The sequence below is a fragment of the Promicromonospora sp. NPDC057488 genome (genome assembly GCF_042802395.1).
Lineage (GTDB): Bacteria > Actinomycetota > Actinomycetes > Actinomycetales > Cellulomonadaceae > Promicromonospora.
In genome coordinates, this window is the sequence record NZ_JBHVEG010000144.1 from 1 (window position 1) to 16,029 (window position 16,029).

Below are 16,029 nucleotides of genomic sequence, written 5' to 3' on the forward strand. Positions count from 1 at the left end.
AGCTTGTCGAGACCCTGGGTCTCGACAAGCTCGACCAGCGAGGGCGTCAGGCCGTGCGCTGGTGGCCGTAGCGGTGCATCGTGCGGCTGACCGCCTGCTCGCGCAGCATCGTGAGCAGCTCGCGCCGCCCGCTCGCCAGCACCGGGCCGTCCAGCACCGTCACCGAGCCGAGGCGGCTCGTCGCGGCGTCGCGCAGCCCGGGGGCCTCGCCCACCACACGGATCCGGCCGGCCACCACGCCGTCGGCGACTGACTCGGCGAACGCCTCGTCCGTGACCTCCTGCCCGACGACGGTCGCGGCGACCTCGGCCCGCGCGGCCGCGGCCAGCACGCGCTGCACCTCGGCGTCCGGCGCGCCCGCGCCGACACGCACCGTGATGCCCGGGACGGGCCGGTAGCGGAACACGTTCGTCTCGACGCCGAGACCCGACGGGTCGTGCGCCTGCGAGAACTCGGTGAGCCAGGCGCGGGCGTCGTCGGCGCGGGCCCAGGCGAGCCAGCCCGCCGGGTCCTCGGTGCGCGACGGCACGTCGGGCGCGTCGGCCCACCGGCCGAGCTGCGCCACGTAGTTGGGGCCGCCCGCCTTGGCGCCGGAGCCCACCACGGAGGCCTTCCAGCCGCCGAACGACTGGCGCTGCACGATCGCGCCCGTGATGTGCCGGTTCACGTACGCGTTGCCGACCTCGACGCGGTCGAGCCAGTGCTCCACCTCGGTGTCGTCCAGCGAGTGGATGCCGCCCGTGAGGCCGAACGACACCGCGTTCTGCAGCGCGAGCGCCTCGTCCAGGGTGCGCGCGGTCATGATGCCCAGCACCGGCCCGAAGGCCTCGGTGAGGTGGAAGAACGAGCCGGGGCGGACGCCGTCGCGCACGCCGGGGGTCCACAGGCGGCCCTTGCCGAGGCCCGCCTCCTGCGCCACCGCGTCGAGGCGGCGCGGGCGTACGAGCCAGCTCTCGCCCTGCTCCAGCGTGGTCAGGGCGCGCAACAGCTTGCCCTGCGCGGGCTCGGTGAGCGGCCCCATCACCGTGGCCAGGTCCGTCGCGGGGCCGACGGCGAGCGACGACACGGCGTCGACGAGCTGGCGGCGGAACCGCTCGCCGGTCACGGTGCGCGGGTCGCCCACCGAGCCGACCAGGATCACGAGCGACGCGGCGGAGCACTTCTGCCCCGCGTGCCCGAACGCCGAGCGGACGACGTCCGCGACCGCGAGGTCGAGGTCGGCCGAGGGCGTCACGACGATCGCGTTCTTGCCCGACGTCTCCGCGAGCACGGGCAGGTCGGGGCGCCAGGACGCGAACATCTCGGCGGTCTCGATCGCGCCGGTCAGGATCACGCGGGACACGCCGTCGTGCGTCACGAGGCGGCGGCCGAGGTCGCCGTCGGGCACGCGGACGAACTGCGCGACGTCGCGGGCGATGGCCGGATCGAGGCCGATCTCCGGCGCCACCTCGTCGAGCGCCGCGTGCACGGCCTCGACGGCGATCTCCAGGCAGCGCGGCGTGGGCGGCGCGGGCTTGGCGATGACGGACGAGCCGGAGGCCAGGCCCGCGAGCACGCCGCCGATCGGGATGGCGACGGGGAAGTTCCACGGCGGGGTGACCAGGGTGACGCCGTCCGGCGTGTAGCGGGCGCCCGGCCAGGCCTCCGACGTCGGGTCGAGGGCCTCGGCCGCCTGCGCGTAGTAGGCCGCGAAGTCGACGGCCTCGCTGACCTCGGGGTCGGCCTCGGCGACGGTCTTGCCGGCCTCGTGCACCATGGCGGCGACCAGGTCGGCGCGCGCGGCCTCCAGGTGCTGGGCCGCGGAGCGCAGCACCCGGCCGCGGTCCGCCGGGGCGACCTTGGCCCAGGCCGTGCCGGCGCGGCGGGCGAGCGCGACGACGTCGTCCACCTGGGCGGACGACGCCAGGGGCTCGGCGAGCGCCGGGACGTAACCCGAGCGCGCGGACGTGACCCGCTGCGCCCAGGCGCGGTTCGCGGCGACGGCGGGGTCGGTGTCGGCGGCGTTGCGGAACGGTCCGGTCACGGGCTCGGGCGCGGTGCGCGGACGGCGGCGCGGGGCGACGTCGTCGGGCGCGTAGTGCACGCCCAGCTCGACGGAGGCGCGGAACGCGGCCTCCTGCCGGTCCATGGCGGACGTCGGGGCCGACGCTGCCTGCGGCGCGAACGCCGCGTGCAGGAAGTTCTGCTCCGTCGCGTTCTCCTCCAGGCGGCGCACCAGGTAGGAGATGGCGACGTCGAAGTCCTCGTCGCGCACGACCGGGGTGTAGAGCACCACGTGGCCGTGGTCCTTGGCGACCTCGTCGCGGACGGCGGCGGCCTCGGTGGGCGCCATGCCCTGGAGCATCTCGATGTCGAGCGCCTCGGAGACGCCGCGGGCGCGGCCGAGCAGGATCGCGAGCGCCACGTGGAACAGGTTGTGCGACGCGGCGCCGATGCGGACGGCGTGCGCGCGGTCGGGGCGCAGCGCGTGGTCGAGCATGCGCACGTAGTTGGCGTCGACGTCGGGCTTGGTGGCGTACGGCGCCTGCGCCCAGTCGTGCAGGGCGGCCTCGACGTGCTCCATCGCGAGGTTGGCGCCCTTGACGATGCGCACCTTGATGCGTGCGCCGCCGTTCGCGACGCGCTTGGCCGCGAACTCGGTGAGGCCGTCGAGCGCGCCGAGGGCGTCGGGCAGGTAGGCCTGCAGCACGATGCCGGCCTCCAGGTCGCGGAACTCGTCGCGGCCCAGGATGTCGGTGAACACCGCGGTGGTCAGGGCCAGATCGCGGTACTCCTCCATGTCGAGGTTGAGGAAGACGCCGTGGTCGCGTGCGGACCGGTAGAGCGGCAGCAGCTGCTCGACGACGCGGTCGCGGGAGCCGTCGAGGTCCCAGGTGACGAGCTGCGCGGCGACGCTGGAGACCTTGATCGACACGTAGTCGACGTCCGGGCGCTCCACCAGCGCGACGGTGCGGGCCAGGCGGCCGGCGGCCTCGTCCTTGCCGAGCACGGCCTCGCCCAGCAGGTTCACGTTGAGGGTGTAGCCCTCGGCCCGGGTGCGGGCGAGGTGCGCGGTGAGCCCGTTGCCGGCGTCGGCCACGAGGTGGCCCACGAGCTGGCGGAGCCGGGCGCGGGCGGCCGGGACGACGATGCCCGGGAGCACCGGGGCCGTGAGGGCACCGGCGCGGAAAAGGGCGCGGTCGCTCGCGCTGAGGAACGTGGCGCTGCCGGCCTTCTTGCCGAGGCGGGCCAGGGCCTTGGCGGCGACGTGGACGTCCTGCGGGCGGGCGACGTCGTCGACGAACCCGACGGCGAGCTCCAGGCCCGCGGGGTCGGAGACGAGGGCGCCGAGCGCGGCGGAGGCGCGGGCGACGGCCTTGTCAGTCTTCGAGCCGGTGGCTCCGGCGGCGGCGTCGGCCCCGGTGGCGGCGCCGATCCAGGTCCGGGCGAGGGCTACGGCGTCCTCGACGAGGGTGTCGGCGGCGGGCTTCGCGGGGGGCTCGGTCGGAGCCTGCGGCGTCGCGCTGTCCGGTGCGCCGGCGTCCCCGGTGGGGGCTTCGGCGGTGTCGGCGCTCCCGCGCCGGGCAGAGGTCTTCATGACACCAGGGTGCACCCGGTGCTGCTCGCGTGTATTGGCAGGATCACTCACGATCCGCACCGGTTTCGGCCAAGAGCCTGCGCGGACGGGTGCCGCCGCCGCGTAGCATCGGGACCCGATGAGCACCCCGCCGAACGGCGCCGCTCGGCCCGAGGCGCGGGCCCTGCTGGCCGCCCTGCACCCCGCCATGGTCGCGCTGATGGACGAGCTGTCCGGCGTCATGTTCTGCGCCAAGGACGCCGACGGCCGGTACGTGCTCGTGAACCAGGTGTTCGTGGGGCGCACGCGCGAGCGGTCGCGGCGCGACGTGATCGGCAAGCGCGCCGTGGACCTGTTCGTCCCAGAGCTCGCCGAGCGCTACGAGAGCCAGGACGAGCTGGTGCGCACCACCGACAAGCCGCTGCGGGGCGAGCTGGAGCTGATCCGGCACGTGGGCGGCGCACCGGGCTGGTTCCTCACCTCCAAGCTCCCCCTGCACGACGCCGACGGCGCGTACGTGGGGCTCGTCTCCGTGTCGCAGGACCTGCGCTCCGGCGACGCCGACGACGCGACGATCCAGGCCATGGCCCGGCTGCGCGGGGAGATCGAGGACCTGCTGGAGCAGGGCGAGGTGCCGTCGGTGGCGGACCTCGCCGCGCTCGCCGGGTCGGCGCCCGCCTCCCTGGACCGGCGGGTGCGCCGGGTGTTCGGCCTCTCGCCGCGCCAGCTCGTGCTGCGGCTGCGCGTCGACCGGGCGGCACACCTGCTGACCTCCAGCAGCGTGCCGCTGGCCGACGTCGCGACCGCCGCGGGCTTCTACGACCAGCCGTCGTTCACGCGCACGTTCGCGCGGCTGACGGGCGAGACGCCGTCGTCGTTCCGGAGCCGGTCCCGGCGGGTAGGCGCCTGAGCCGGAGCGGAACCGCAGGCTCAGGCGCCAGAAGGCAGAGTCTCAGCGCGACAGCCGCCGGTAGGCGCGCGCAGTCAGCGGCAGGAACACCACGGTGAGCACGGCCGGCCAGAGCACCGCGAGCAGCAGGGCGTGGTCGGCCAGCACTCCCCCGGTGATCCCGGTCGGGTTGCCGAACAGCTCGCGGCAGGCGGCCGCCGTCGCGCTGATCGGGTTCCACTGCGCGAGGAACGCGAGCCACCCGGGCATGGACTCGGGCGCGACCAGCACGTTGGACAGGAACCCGAGGGGCCACACCAGCACCTGGACCGCCGTCACCCCGCCCTCGCCGCGGAACGCGAGCCCGAGGAACACCCCGAGCACGAGCATCGCGAACCGCAGCCAGAGCAGCAGCACGACGCCGAGCACGGTGGCGCCCACGCTGCCCGAGGCGCTCCACCCGATGAGCAGGCCGCCCACCATGAGCACCGCGAGCTCGGCCGCGGAGTTCATCAGGTCGGCGCCGGCCCGGCCGAGCGGGACGGCGGCGCCGCTGATCGGCAGCGAGCGGAACCGGTCGGTGACGCCCTTCTTCGAGTCGTTCGCGATGGCGCTCATCGTGGCCTCGATGCCGAACATCATCGAGAGCGCGAAGATCCCCGGCATCAGGTACGCGAGGTAGTCCCCGCCGCCGGGCAGGCTGATCGCGCCGCCCAGGAGGTAGCCGAAGACGAGCACGAGCATGACCGAGAACGCGATGCCGAAGACGGGGGTCCACGGCTCGCGCTGCCAGTGCTTGAGGTCGCGCAGGGTGATCACCCAGTTCTGGCGCAGGGTGGCGGCGACGGCGTTCATCGCAGGGCTCCTTCGGTGTCGTGGGCCGGTGCGGCCGTTCCGGTAGCGCCTGTTCCGGCGCCGTCCTTGGCCGTGAGGTGCAGGAACACCTCGTCGAGGGTCGGGCGGCGCAGCAGCAGGTCGTCGACCTCCAGGCCTGCGGCGTCCAGCGCGCGGACGACGGCGGTCAGCGTCGCCGCCCCGCCGTCCTTGCCGGCCTCGACGGTGACCTGCCGCAGCTCGGCGTCGGCCCGGCCGCCGAGCACCGCGGCGAGGCGGTCCAGGTCGGCGTGCGCGGGCGCCGTCACCAGCACCCGGTCGCCGCCGAGGCGGCGCTTGAGCTCCTGGGCCGAGCCCTCGGCGACCACCCGGCCGGCGTCCATCACGGTGATCCGGTCGGCGAGCTGGTCCGCCTCGTCGAGGTACTGGGTGGTGAGCAGCACGGTGGTGCCGGCGTCCACGATCTGCCGCACCGTCTGCCAGACCTCGTTGCGGGCCCGGGGGTCCAGCCCCGTGGTGGGCTCGTCGAGGAACAGCAGCGCCGGACGGCGGATGAGCCCGGCGGCGATGTCGAGCCGACGGCGCATGCCGCCGGAGTAGGTGGACACCTTGCGGTCGGCGGCGTCCAGCAGGCCGAAGGTGCCGAGCAGCTCGTCCGCGCGCTCGGCCGCGGCGGACTTCGACAGGCCGTAGAGGCGGCCGAACATCACGAGGTTCTCGCGGCCGAACAGGATCTCGTCGAGCGCGGCGTGCTGGCCGACCAGCCCGACGGACGCGCGGACCGCGGCGGGTTCGCGGCGCACGTCGCGGCCGGCGACGCGGACCTCCCCCTCCTCGCAGCGGGTGAGGGTGGCGAAGGTGTTGACGGCGGTGCTCTTGCCGGCCCCGTTCGGGCCGAGCAGCGCGTGGACGGCACCGGCCTCGATCTCGAGGTCGAACCCGTCCAGGGCTCGGGTGTCGCCGTACCGCTTGCGCAGTCCGCGGGCGACGAGGGGTGGGAGGGACATGGCGTCTCCTTTTCCGTACAGCGTACGACTAACGGCTCGCCCAGCGTAGCATCCATTCCGTACGGCGTACGAGAAAGTTACGGTGGACCCATGTCGGACCACCCGGACCCAGTCCTCCGCCTCCTGTGGCGCTACGACGACGGCGCGCCGTCCGCGCCCCGGCGCGGACGCAAGCAGCGGCTGAGCGTGGACGACGTCGTCGACGCGGGGATCCGGATCGCCGACCGCGACGGCCTGCCCGGCCTGTCGATGCGGCTGCTCGCCACCGAGCTCGGCCTCGGCGCGATGAGCCTGTACACGTACGTGCCCGGCCGGGACGAGCTCGTGGTGCTGATGGTCGACCGGGCGCTCGGCCGCCGGGAGCTGCCGGAGATGCCGGACGACCTGCGCGACCGGATGGCCCTGGTCGCCCGGTTCCACTACGAGGAGTGCCGGCAGCACCCCTGGCTGCTGGAGGTCTCCGGGCTGCGCGCCTGGGTGGGACCGGGCGCCTCTGACCTCTACGAGTGGCAGCTCTCCGCGGTCGAGGGCGCCGGGCTCGACGACATCGAGATGGATCAGACGGTCGCCCTCCTCATCGGCTTCGCCGGGAACGTGGCGCGCGCCCAGGAGGCCATCCGCGCCGAGGAGCGCGCGTCGGGGATGACCCAGGCCGACTGGTGGGCCGCGAACGCCGACGAGCTCGGCGTGGTCATGGCCGGGCGCGAGTACCCGCTCGCCGGGCGCGTGGGCGCGGCCGCGGGCGAGGCGTACCAGGCCGCCACGGACCCCGCCCGCGAGATGGAGTTCGGCCTCGCGCGCATCCTCGACGGGCTCGTCGCCCACGTCGAGCACAAGCGGGGCGCCCGGGCCTGACGCCTTCACCGCCGGTGGAGCGACCACCTACCCGACCGGCGTACCCTGGCTGGCGGTGACGACCGGCCCGACACCCGGCGCGGCACTCGTGGCCGGCGCGGGTGTCCCCGTCGCCGGAGACGCGATCAAGAGCGCCCTCCCGGACGCCCTTCTCCCCTGCGCTTGGCGGCTTACGGAACGCTGATTCCCAAGCAATGGCACTATCACCGGAAAATCATCGGCTAACACCCCACAGCCGAGCACATTCGCCCATCGAAGCGATACGGTGAGACCGAGGCGCAAACCCCGCGCCGCGCAACCCGCGCCCCCGCCCCCACGAAGCGGGAGGCGCCGTTCTCCACGGAGGACCCACGTGACGACGACAACGACGTCCACCACCACAACACCGCCCACCTTCGCGCCGTCCGACACGCCCGCGGAGGGCTCCGCCCTGGCGACCGCGCACGCGCAGCTCGCCACGGCGGCCGAGATCCTCGGCTACGACGAGGGCCTGCACCGCATGCTCGCGACCCCGCGCCGCGAGATCCACGTGGCGGTGCCGCTCCGGCGCGACACGGGCGAGACCGTCCTGTTCCACGGCTTCCGCGTGCAGCACAACGTGAGCCTGGGCCCGGGCAAGGGTGGCCTGCGCTACCACCCCTCCGTCGACGTCGACGAGGTGCGGGCGCTGGCGATGTGGATGACCTGGAAGTGTGCGGTGGTCAACCTGCCGTACGGCGGCGCCAAGGGCGGCGTCGCCATCGACCCGCGCGGCTACTCGCAGGCCGAGCTGGAGCGCGTGACCCGGCGGTACACGTCGGAGATCATGCCGATGATCGGCCCCGACACCGACATCATGGCCCCCGACATGGGCACCGACGCCCAGACGATGGCGTGGGTCATGGACACCTACTCGGTCAACCGCGGGTACACGATCCCCGCCGTCGTGACGGGCAAGCCGCTCGCCGTCGGCGGCTCGCTGGGCCGCGGCACCGCGACGTCGGCCGGCATCGTGCACGTCACGGGCGCCGCCCTCGCCGAGGCGGGCGTCGGCCTGAGCGACGTGTCCGTCGCCATCCAGGGCTTCGGCAAGGTCGGCTCGCACGCCGCGGAGATCTTCGCCGCGCGCGGCTCGCGCGTCGTCGCCGTCAGCGACCAGTACGGCGGTATCCGGGACGACGCCGGCCTCGACGTGCCGCGCCTCATGGACCACGTGCGGCGCACGGGCTCGGTCGTCGGTTTCGACGAGGCCGACCCGATCACGAACACCGAGCTGCTCGGCCTCACCGTCGACGTGCTGGTCCCGGCCGCGATCGAGGGCGTGCTCGACGAGCTCACCGCCGGTTCGGTCAAGGCCCGCTGGGTGGTCGAGGGCGCCAACGGCCCGACGACGGCGGCCGGCGACGCGATCCTCGCGAAGAACGGCATCACCGTGGTCCCCGACGTGCTCGCGAACGCCGGCGGCGTCGTGGTCTCGTACTTCGAGTGGGTCCAGGCCAACCAGACCTACTGGTGGACCGAGCAGGAGATCGCCGACAAGCTCGAGTACCGCATGACCACGGCGTACGCCGAGGTGTCCGCCCTGGCCCAGCGCGAGGCGCTGTCCCTGCGCGACGCCGCGCTCGTGATCGGCGTCAAGCGGGTCGCCGAGGCGCACCAGATCCGGGGCCTGTACCCCTAACGAGGGCGTCTGTTTCCAGAACCTCATCGCGGCAGAACGGTCAGCCTGGTGGTATTTCACCTTCTGACAAGAAAGTGCCCGGCTGGCGAACCAGCCGGGCACTTTCTTGCCCTCGAATTGGTACGCTATGCGCACTTATCGCCACATCCGTCACTACGAGGTGCACAGACTGACGCCGACGCAGGGGATGCATGGGTGCGCTACAGCAGTACCGGCTAGACCGTGTTCGGAGCATCGAGGAGGCCTGTGACGTGGTCCAAGCGCTACGTCAGCGCCCCCTCACCGTGGTGGATGAAGACCTGGGCCCAGGCTTGTCTGGAATGTGGCTCGGCTATCCCAACCACGATCGCATCATCGTGAACACCGTCCACACGGTCACTAGGCTCCACCGGGCGCACATCATCGCTCACGAACTCATGCACATCGTGGAAGCCCTCGACGACCCCGCGCACGAGCGCAACGAGGGGCGCCGTGACGGTTATGACGACGCGACCGAGCAGCGCGTGGAGGCGGCAGCGAGCCGATTGATGATCTCGCTCGCATCAGTGGGCGGCACTGGCGATCGCCTCACGGCACTGGAGCTGTACAGATGAACAGCGCGACTCTCGCCTGGATCGCGGTCGTGGTCTTTCTGGGTGCAACGATCTGGACCGCGGCGCGTGCCCGGACACCGTCGGATGCCGCTCTTCCCCTTGGACTGGGTTGCGTCGCGATCGCATCGACCTTGCGGATCCATGTTGTCGTCGAGCATCTTCGCCGAGCCACGGACAGCCCGGTCGACGAGGTCGCCAAGCACATCACGCTGGTCGTGGGTTGTGTCCTGATCTCCGGCTGGGTGATGCAGACGCTGACTGCGAGAGTCTTGAGGATGTCCCTGGTCATCAGCGCGTGCCTCGGTGCAGCGACGGCGATGATCACGACGTTCGCCGCCAGCGGCCCGTGGATCGCCGCGGATCTGGATTCCCAGACGTTCGGCAAGCCCCTCATGGCGGTCTACTGGGTCGTGTTCTACGGAGCTTTCATGGGCGCTACGGCCTGGTTCGCCTACTCAGCTCTCCGATCGCGGTCGCGACGGACGTGGCAGCTTCGATGGGGAACCGACCTCACGGCGGTGGGAGCGGGGCTGGCCACGATCTGGGCGGTCGTCAGTCTGCTGGCGCTCCTGCAGCAGATGCGCGACCCTGACGGGTCGAACCTGGTGCTCGGTATCCGGACTCGCTATCTGATCGTCGGCTCGAGCGTGTTCACGACTGTCGGCCTTGTCGGACAGCTGTCCTCGGCCGCCGTCCATGCGCGGCGACAGCGCTCGGGCCTTGACTTCTTGCATCGGTATGTCACGACGGCGGTCTCGGCAACGGTTCCGCCTCCGACTCATGACAAGGCCGTCGACAGCTACCACCGCACGATCCAGGTCCTGGACGCGATCGGAACGCTTGCGCACTACTCCACCTCGTCCGACCGGGATGCGGTCGCGGAGCGTGTGCCGAACGCCCCGCCGGAGGTCCTCGTTGCGCACCAGCTCAGGATGTCGGTGGCGCGCCTGGCCGATGGCGAGCCAAGGAGCACCAGCCCTGCCAACTGGACGGAACAACTGAAGGAGGAGTCATCTCTACCTCGTCTGGGTCGCGCCCTGGAAGCGACAGCCGATCATCAGGAGGGCCAGGCGCGCGCCTCGTCCCTGACCCGATGAGCGAAACCCTCCCGGCGAGCGAAAGGCACGCCGAGCCGCGCTGGGCCCGGATCGTGACCGAGGTGCTCGCACCCGGCTATACGGTCGCTGCCAGTGTGCTCACCATCGGCTTGTTGTCAGCCGCCCCGGCACAGGCCTGGTGGCAAGTTCCCCTGCTCGTCCTACTCGCAGCGGGAGTCCCGTACCTCTTCATCCACGGCTTGGCACGCTTGGGCATCTGGGAGTCCCGGCACGTCCGCCCTCGGTTGCAACGTCTTGTCGCGCTCCTGGGGCTCATCATCATCGAGACCGTCGCGATCACGGTGATGCTCCTCGTCGGCGCGCCACCCCTGATGCTCCAGCTGTTGGCTGCGTGCCTTGCCGGAGTCGTGGCCCTGACCCTGGTCACGCCGCTCGTGCGGGCAAGTATCCATGTCGGCGTCCTGTCGGTCACGGCCGGTATCGCTGCCAGCTTCTACTGGCCGGCCGCGGCAGTTCTCCTCATGCTCGGCCTCTTGGTGGGCGTTGCTCGCGTCGGTGTCAAGGACCACACCCGCCTCGAGGTCGCCACCGGGTTCGTCGTCGGATTTTGTGGTGGCCTGGCGGCGACGATGCTACTCGTCCCTTAGGGGACATCAGCCTCGTCCGTGGAGACCGGAGGAAGTTTCTCAGCCTCCCTGAACCGGTCGAGCAGGCGTGCGATGGCATCGATGTTCTCCTGCGACAACCCGGCGGCACGGGTGGCGATGGACCGGACCCCGTGCTCGTTCAACAACTCGTTGAGCCCGGGCGAGCTGTCGGCGCTCAGCAGTGTCGACGAGTCGACGTCGAAGTAGGCGCTCAACCCCTCGATGATCTTCAACGAAGGGGAAGCGGCTCGGCCCGACCGGAGCTGACTCAGGTAGGCGTCCTTGATCGCGTAGCCGTGATGGTTCATCCACAGGACGACTTCGCGGTTGGTGATGCGCTTGCCCCGACGCTCGGCGGCAGCGAACAGTTCGTTGAGACGCGCGCGAAATGCCTCGCCGAGCCGCTGGCCAGGTGCCGCTGTGTCGGAGGCGCGCTCCGAACCGTCACCAGCCTGTTCTTGGGTCTCCATCGATGTTCCCTGTCGAACCTCCGTCTCGGCCGAGGCGACACAACTACCTGGGCCCCGCCCGCAGATTACCTCACCACCAACCACACGAATGCGGCGGCCTCCGACCTGGTCGTCGCTGACCGAAGCAGCCAGCCTCTGCCATCCTCACCGCACCTCACGGCGCCCCTGCAGGAAGAAGCCGACCGCGAGCGGTACCACGTACCAGATCAAGAACGAGGACAGGACAGGCAGCCCTGGTGCGGTCCGGTCGATGATCCAGTTGCTCGCGGTCGACGTCGAGAACCACTGCGCAAGATCACCTGCTACGAACGGCAGGACGAGGTCGATGACGAGGGACACGACCAGCACCCACAGGAGTGTGAGTGGCGTGGACATCAGCGCTGCACCCCAGGCAACACCGAACAGGACGCCGAAGACTCCGCCGACGTAGACGGAGAGAAGCAGGTCACCGAGGCCGTCAGTCGTCACGGGCATCCCGCGTGCCAGGAGCAGCACAGCGATGACGATGAACATGATCGTCAGCAGAGCGCTGATCAGTCCCACACCCAGGACGAGCGCAGACACAACCTTGGCCAGCAGGACCCGATGCCGCTTCGGCTCGAGCCAGAAGGTCGTCATCGCGGTCCGCTGGCTCCACTCCGACGTCATGACGAGTGCGCTGACGATGGGCAGGCCGAGCGCTGCAACGGCCGCGACGAGCCCCGCTGAGCTCAGGGTGGGCTCCGGGGTGTTGAGCAGGACGAAGAGATTGACCAGCAGTCCCAGGCCCAAAAAGCTTCCCAGCACCGCCTTCGCGACGTGGGTGTTGATGCTCTTGCGCAGCTCCACCAGGACCTGGGTGAAAAAGGGAATCCCCGGTGCCGGTCTGCTCTCGGATGCGATATTGACGGTCGGCTCGGTCACCTTGTGGCTCCGATCAGCGGCGTGTTCCGCGGCGTGGCGGCAGCAAACTCACCATCGGTATGGTCAAGGACGTACGACGCGAGATCCTCGCCGACACGGCGTAGCTCGATGAGAACGATCCCCGCATCGAGAGCTGTCCGCCCGACAGCCTCCGGATCGATGTCCAGGACGAGGCCCGACTCGTCGGCACGAACATCGTGCCCTGCCACCCTGAGCGCGGCGACAAGTGCGTCATCGTCGACGGATCGGACCAACGTGCGTTGGCTGCCCATCTCGTCCGGCCGCCCCTGTGCCACTATCCGGCCTCGGTTGATCACGACGACACGATCAGCAACCCCCTGGATCTCACCGATCAGATGAGTCGACAGCAGCACACCACCGCCTGCGTCGCGAAATTCGCGCAGCAAGGCCTTGATCCACCCGATCCCCTCCGTGTCCAGGCCGTTCATCGGCTCATCGAGGATCAGGTAACGGGGCGACCCAGAAAGGGCCACCGCGAGGCCGAACCGCTGGCGCATCCCGAGTGACAGGCCACCCATCCGGCGACCGAGGACGCTACCTAGTCCGACGGCGTCGAGCAGGTCGTCGCCACGCGCTGCCGGAACTCCCATGGTCTGTGTGACGATCCTCATCGACTCACGGACAGACCGCCCCGAGTGGACCGCGCTCGCATCCAGGAGCAGGCCGACCGTACGCCCGAAGTTCGGCACGCTGCGCACGGGAGCACCGTCGACGAGCACATCTCCGGCGTCTGGACGCGACAGACCGGCCAGCATGCGCATCGTCGTCGACTTCCCGGCACCGTTGGGACCGAGGAATCCCGTGATCTCACCCGAGCGCGCGAGCAGATCCACATCTTCGACGACACGGCGGCTGCCATAGCTCTTGAACAGCGATCTCGCTTCCAGACCGTCGCCGCGGCCGGCTTGACCAGACATTGCACCGCTTTCGATCGTCATTCAGAGGACTATGAACAGCAGGCCGGACACCAGGTACGCAGCAGCAATCACCTTCGCCACCCAGGCGGCTCTGGGCCACGCCTTGGCAGGACGATCCAGCGCGACGATCCCGGCCAGGAGAGCGATCCATTGAAACGCCGCAACGGGCGCATCCTGAGTGCGGTTGATCCAGAACGCAAGAGGCAGGGCACCGACTGCGATCGCGCATGCGATCGAAGTGACGACCCTGTACCCAGGGGTGGGATCCCGCCACGTGGCGGGACTGGCATGTTCGGGCTGGGTCACATCGTTCCTCTCAAATCGTCTGCGCCTGCGGTCGAAGGACATCCTCGACCGCAGGCGCGAACGCGTTCAGGTCAGTTGAAGTAGTTCCAGATGGTCTCGAGGATCCACAGGGCCGTCTCCTGCGCCGCCACGACGATCGCCGTCTTGATCCAGCCTGCCAGGCTGTTCCACGCAGAGACCAGTGCGTTCCAGGTCTTCGTCGCAGCGTTCTTCAGAGCGTTCCAGGCCGCCGGCGCGACCTTCTTGATGATGTCCCTGATCCAGGAGAATCGACTCTGGACCTCGATCGGGGCGAGGTTCCCGCTCGGAGGGGTGCTGACACCGTTCGGTGCGGGGGCGTTCGTCGGGACGGACTCCGTGGGCGTCGCCGAGCTGCTGGCAACGGCGGCCGTCTGGTAGGTGCCCGCCGGTGCGGACGGAGCAGCGTGGGCCGCGACGCCGACGCCGGTGACGCTGACAGCGCCCAGCACGCAGATGGCCGTGGCCCGATAGAAGCTCGATCGGTAAGATCGCATGTGCACACATCTCTTTCAGTTGTGGTGTGTGGGGTCGGATAACTTCGGCTCCGGTCGCGCCGGGCGCTGCAACGCCTGGCGCGACCGTCTGTGTCGAGGCCATGTGTGTCTGGATCGGCCCGACATCCGAAAGGTTCGTCGACCCGGTGGCTCTCGTCAACGGATCGAATCGTTTCATGCAGAGCCTTCGAACATGTAGTACGACTCGCTACGCCCCGACGTGGACGAAGCCGTCACCGCCCTGCTCCGTCGGGAATGCCATTGGCCCTGACGTCATCGAGGCGCCCGTAGCCGTCAAGGACCTGGCGCGACAGGCGAAGGACGTACTGGCCGGCCTCGGTCGCGACGTAGGCTCCGCCCACACGCCGGACCAGCTGGGAGCCGAGACCGCGTTCGAGCGAAGACATGTGTGCACTCACCGACGACGGGCTATACCTCAGATGACGCGCCGCCGAGGTGACCGAGCCGTGCTCGACGATGGCGACAAAGGACGCGAGCTGGACTTGGGTGATCCGCACCAGGATTCACCCCCCTCAGAACGCAGTGGCGCCGAGACGCACCATGAGGAGGAACGCTGCAAAAGCAACGCCCGTCGCCCCGCACGCAAGCACCTCGGCGTCACCGCCATACCTCTGCGCCGTTGCGGGCTGGTCTGTATTCATCACGCAGCACTCCTGTTCACCTGGGGAATGATCAGGTCCGAGTCGACGCGGCAGCACCGTGGACAGGTCCCGCCTCTCGGACCATCCACACGATAACGAAGGAGTGCTGTCAACACACTCAATCTCTTCGATTTTACTGGAGGCACATGTTGGAGTGGCTGCCAGCCACACCCGCAGTCACCTACGCTGACGGCGTGGATGAACTTGTCGCGCGGCTGCGCGCCGCGGGCTGCGTGTTCGCCGAGGACGAGGCGCGCATCCTGGTCGAGACCGCGACAGCGGACGGCGTCGTCGACCCTGCCCGGCTGGAGTCCCTGGTGACGGCGCGGGTCGACGGGCTGCCGCTGGAGCACCTCGTGGGGTGGGCCGAGCTCGACGGCCGCCGCTGGATCGTGGCGCCCGGTGTCTTCGTACCGCGGCAGCGGTCCGAGCTGCTGGTCCGGGAGGCCGCCGCGCGGGCCTCGACGCTCGCCGTCGTCGGCCGTCCCGTGCTCCTCGTCGACCTGTGCTGCGGATGCGGTGCCCTCGGCGGGGCGGTCGCGGCGCGGCTGCTGGCAGCGGGGCACGACGTCGAGCTGCACGCCGCCGACGTCGACCCCGTGGTCGTGGCCTGCGCGCACGAGAACCTGGAGGCACTGGCCGCGGAGTCGTTCGCCGCACGCGCGGCGGGGGCGGGACTGCCGCATACCGAAGTGCCCGGGCGGCTGAGCGCGTACACCTACGCCGGCGACCTCGCCGCTCCCCTGCCCGCCGACGTGCGGGGCCGCGTCGACGTCCTCGTCGCGAACGCGCCCTACGTGCCGACCGAGGCGATCGGCATGATGCCGCCCGAGGCCCGCGAGCACGAGCCGCACGCCGCGCTCGACGGTGGGGACGACGGCCTGGCGATCCTGCGCCGCGTGATCGACCTGGCCCCGGCGCTGCTGCGCCCGGGCGGGCACCTGCTCATCGAGACGGGCGAGGCCCAGGTGAGCGCTGCCGTCGCCCACCTGGAGGCGGCGGGCCTGACGCCCACGGTCCTGACGGACGACGACCTGGGCGCCACAGCCCTGGTAGGTACCGCACCCCGGATATGAGATCGGCCGGTTGCGTTGAGATCGGTCCATCAGTGGACCGATCTCAACGCAACCGACCGA

General features: G+C 70.6%; 16 protein-coding genes. 7 read left to right on the forward strand and 9 right to left on the reverse strand.

Annotated features, from left to right (window positions below):
- Positions 1 to 46: 46 nt before the first annotated feature.
- Positions 47 to 3,577, reverse strand: a complete 3,531-nt coding sequence (locus tag ACFU5G_RS22840; protein ID WP_377249940.1) for a bifunctional proline dehydrogenase/L-glutamate gamma-semialdehyde dehydrogenase — start codon at positions 3,575 to 3,577, stop codon at positions 47 to 49.
- A gap of 118 nt (positions 3,578 to 3,695) precedes the next feature.
- Between ACFU5G_RS22840 and ACFU5G_RS22845 the strand changes: the two genes are divergently transcribed.
- Positions 3,696 to 4,466 carry an AraC family transcriptional regulator gene (locus tag ACFU5G_RS22845; RefSeq protein ID WP_377249943.1) on the forward strand — a complete coding sequence of 257 codons (771 nt, stop codon included), beginning with the start codon at positions 3,696 to 3,698 and terminating at the stop codon, positions 4,464 to 4,466.
- Positions 4,467 to 4,508: 42 nt separating this feature from the next.
- Here the strand turns inward: ACFU5G_RS22845 and ACFU5G_RS22850 are convergent, their stop codons facing one another.
- Both ACFU5G_RS22850 and ACFU5G_RS22855 read right to left on the reverse strand, forming a co-directional pair.
- Complete coding sequence (locus tag ACFU5G_RS22850) at positions 4,509 to 5,300, reverse strand: ABC transporter permease (RefSeq protein ID WP_377249946.1); 792 nt, start codon at positions 5,298 to 5,300, stop codon at positions 4,509 to 4,511.
- Positions 5,297 to 6,286, reverse strand: coding sequence for an ATP-binding cassette domain-containing protein (locus tag ACFU5G_RS22855; RefSeq protein WP_377249948.1), 990 nt, complete (start codon positions 6,284 to 6,286; stop codon positions 5,297 to 5,299). Before ACFU5G_RS22855 ends, ACFU5G_RS22850 begins: the two co-directional genes overlap by 4 nt.
- Before the next feature lie 90 nt (positions 6,287 to 6,376).
- On the opposite strand from ACFU5G_RS22855, the gene ACFU5G_RS22860 reads away from it, so the two are divergent.
- From ACFU5G_RS22860 to ACFU5G_RS22880, 5 genes are all read left to right on the forward strand, one after another.
- Positions 6,377 to 7,141 carry a TetR/AcrR family transcriptional regulator gene (locus ACFU5G_RS22860; protein ID WP_377249951.1) on the forward strand — a complete coding sequence of 255 codons (765 nt, stop codon included), beginning with the start codon at positions 6,377 to 6,379 and terminating at the stop codon, positions 7,139 to 7,141.
- A 352-nt stretch (positions 7,142 to 7,493) separates the two neighbouring features.
- Complete coding sequence (locus ACFU5G_RS22865; protein ID WP_377249954.1) at positions 7,494 to 8,801, forward strand: Glu/Leu/Phe/Val dehydrogenase; 1,308 nt, start codon at positions 7,494 to 7,496, stop codon at positions 8,799 to 8,801.
- 191 nt (positions 8,802 to 8,992) lie between these two features.
- Positions 8,993 to 9,394, forward strand: coding sequence for a hypothetical protein (locus ACFU5G_RS22870; RefSeq protein ID WP_377249957.1), 402 nt, complete (start codon positions 8,993 to 8,995; stop codon positions 9,392 to 9,394).
- Positions 9,391 to 10,491: a hypothetical protein gene (locus ACFU5G_RS22875; RefSeq protein ID WP_377249959.1), complete on the forward strand. Its 1,101-nt coding sequence runs from the start codon at positions 9,391 to 9,393 to the stop codon at positions 10,489 to 10,491. The genes ACFU5G_RS22870 and ACFU5G_RS22875 overlap by 4 nt, the downstream gene beginning before the upstream one ends.
- Positions 10,488 to 11,099, forward strand: coding sequence for a hypothetical protein (locus ACFU5G_RS22880; RefSeq protein WP_377249961.1), 612 nt, complete (start codon positions 10,488 to 10,490; stop codon positions 11,097 to 11,099). The genes ACFU5G_RS22875 and ACFU5G_RS22880 overlap by 4 nt, the downstream gene beginning before the upstream one ends.
- Here the strand turns inward: ACFU5G_RS22880 and ACFU5G_RS22885 are convergent.
- From ACFU5G_RS22885 to ACFU5G_RS22910, 6 genes are all read right to left on the reverse strand, one after another.
- Positions 11,096 to 11,569 (reverse strand): hypothetical protein, encoded by a 474-nt coding sequence (locus tag ACFU5G_RS22885; RefSeq protein WP_377249964.1) that lies wholly within the window; start codon positions 11,567 to 11,569, stop codon positions 11,096 to 11,098. The genes ACFU5G_RS22880 and ACFU5G_RS22885 overlap by 4 nt on opposite strands.
- 144 nt (positions 11,570 to 11,713) lie before the next feature.
- Positions 11,714 to 12,472 (reverse strand): hypothetical protein, encoded by a 759-nt coding sequence (locus ACFU5G_RS22890; RefSeq protein WP_377249966.1) that lies wholly within the window; start codon positions 12,470 to 12,472, stop codon positions 11,714 to 11,716.
- Positions 12,469 to 13,431: an ABC transporter ATP-binding protein gene (locus ACFU5G_RS22895; protein ID WP_377249968.1), complete on the reverse strand. Its 963-nt coding sequence runs from the start codon at positions 13,429 to 13,431 to the stop codon at positions 12,469 to 12,471. Before ACFU5G_RS22895 ends, ACFU5G_RS22890 begins: the two co-directional genes overlap by 4 nt.
- Positions 13,432 to 13,716 (reverse strand): hypothetical protein, encoded by a 285-nt coding sequence (locus ACFU5G_RS22900; protein WP_377249971.1) that lies wholly within the window; start codon positions 13,714 to 13,716, stop codon positions 13,432 to 13,434.
- Between the two features lie 71 nt (positions 13,717 to 13,787).
- A complete protein-coding gene (locus ACFU5G_RS22905; protein ID WP_377249973.1) occupies positions 13,788 to 14,231 on the reverse strand; it encodes a hypothetical protein in 444 nt (147 codons plus the stop codon).
- A gap of 233 nt (positions 14,232 to 14,464) precedes the next feature.
- Positions 14,465 to 14,749 (reverse strand): LysR family transcriptional regulator, encoded by a 285-nt coding sequence (locus ACFU5G_RS22910; protein ID WP_377249976.1) that lies wholly within the window; start codon positions 14,747 to 14,749, stop codon positions 14,465 to 14,467.
- Positions 14,750 to 15,087: 338 nt separating this feature from the next.
- On the opposite strand from ACFU5G_RS22910, the gene ACFU5G_RS22915 reads away from it, so the two are divergent.
- Complete coding sequence (locus tag ACFU5G_RS22915; RefSeq protein ID WP_377249979.1) at positions 15,088 to 15,969, forward strand: putative protein N(5)-glutamine methyltransferase; 882 nt, start codon at positions 15,088 to 15,090, stop codon at positions 15,967 to 15,969.
- Positions 15,970 to 16,029: the final 60 nt, after the last annotated feature.

Coding starts and splice junctions, on each gene's coding strand:
- ACFU5G_RS22840 (WP_377249940.1), bottom strand. CDS start 3,577: ATGAAGACCTCTGCCCGGCGCGGGAGCGCCGACACCGCCGAAGCCCCC.
- ACFU5G_RS22845 (WP_377249943.1), top strand. CDS start 3,696: ATGAGCACCCCGCCGAACGGCGCCGCTCGGCCCGAGGCGCGGGCCCTG.
- ACFU5G_RS22850 (WP_377249946.1), bottom strand. CDS start 5,300: ATGAACGCCGTCGCCGCCACCCTGCGCCAGAACTGGGTGATCACCCTG.
- ACFU5G_RS22855 (WP_377249948.1), bottom strand. CDS start 6,286: ATGTCCCTCCCACCCCTCGTCGCCCGCGGACTGCGCAAGCGGTACGGC.
- ACFU5G_RS22860 (WP_377249951.1), top strand. CDS start 6,377: ATGTCGGACCACCCGGACCCAGTCCTCCGCCTCCTGTGGCGCTACGAC.
- ACFU5G_RS22870 (WP_377249957.1), top strand. CDS start 8,993: ATGGGTGCGCTACAGCAGTACCGGCTAGACCGTGTTCGGAGCATCGAG.
- ACFU5G_RS22875 (WP_377249959.1), top strand. CDS start 9,391: ATGAACAGCGCGACTCTCGCCTGGATCGCGGTCGTGGTCTTTCTGGGT.
- ACFU5G_RS22880 (WP_377249961.1), top strand. CDS start 10,488: ATGAGCGAAACCCTCCCGGCGAGCGAAAGGCACGCCGAGCCGCGCTGG.
- ACFU5G_RS22885 (WP_377249964.1), bottom strand. CDS start 11,569: ATGGAGACCCAAGAACAGGCTGGTGACGGTTCGGAGCGCGCCTCCGAC.
- ACFU5G_RS22895 (WP_377249968.1), bottom strand. CDS start 13,431: ATGACGATCGAAAGCGGTGCAATGTCTGGTCAAGCCGGCCGCGGCGAC.
- ACFU5G_RS22905 (WP_377249973.1), bottom strand. CDS start 14,231: ATGCGATCTTACCGATCGAGCTTCTATCGGGCCACGGCCATCTGCGTG.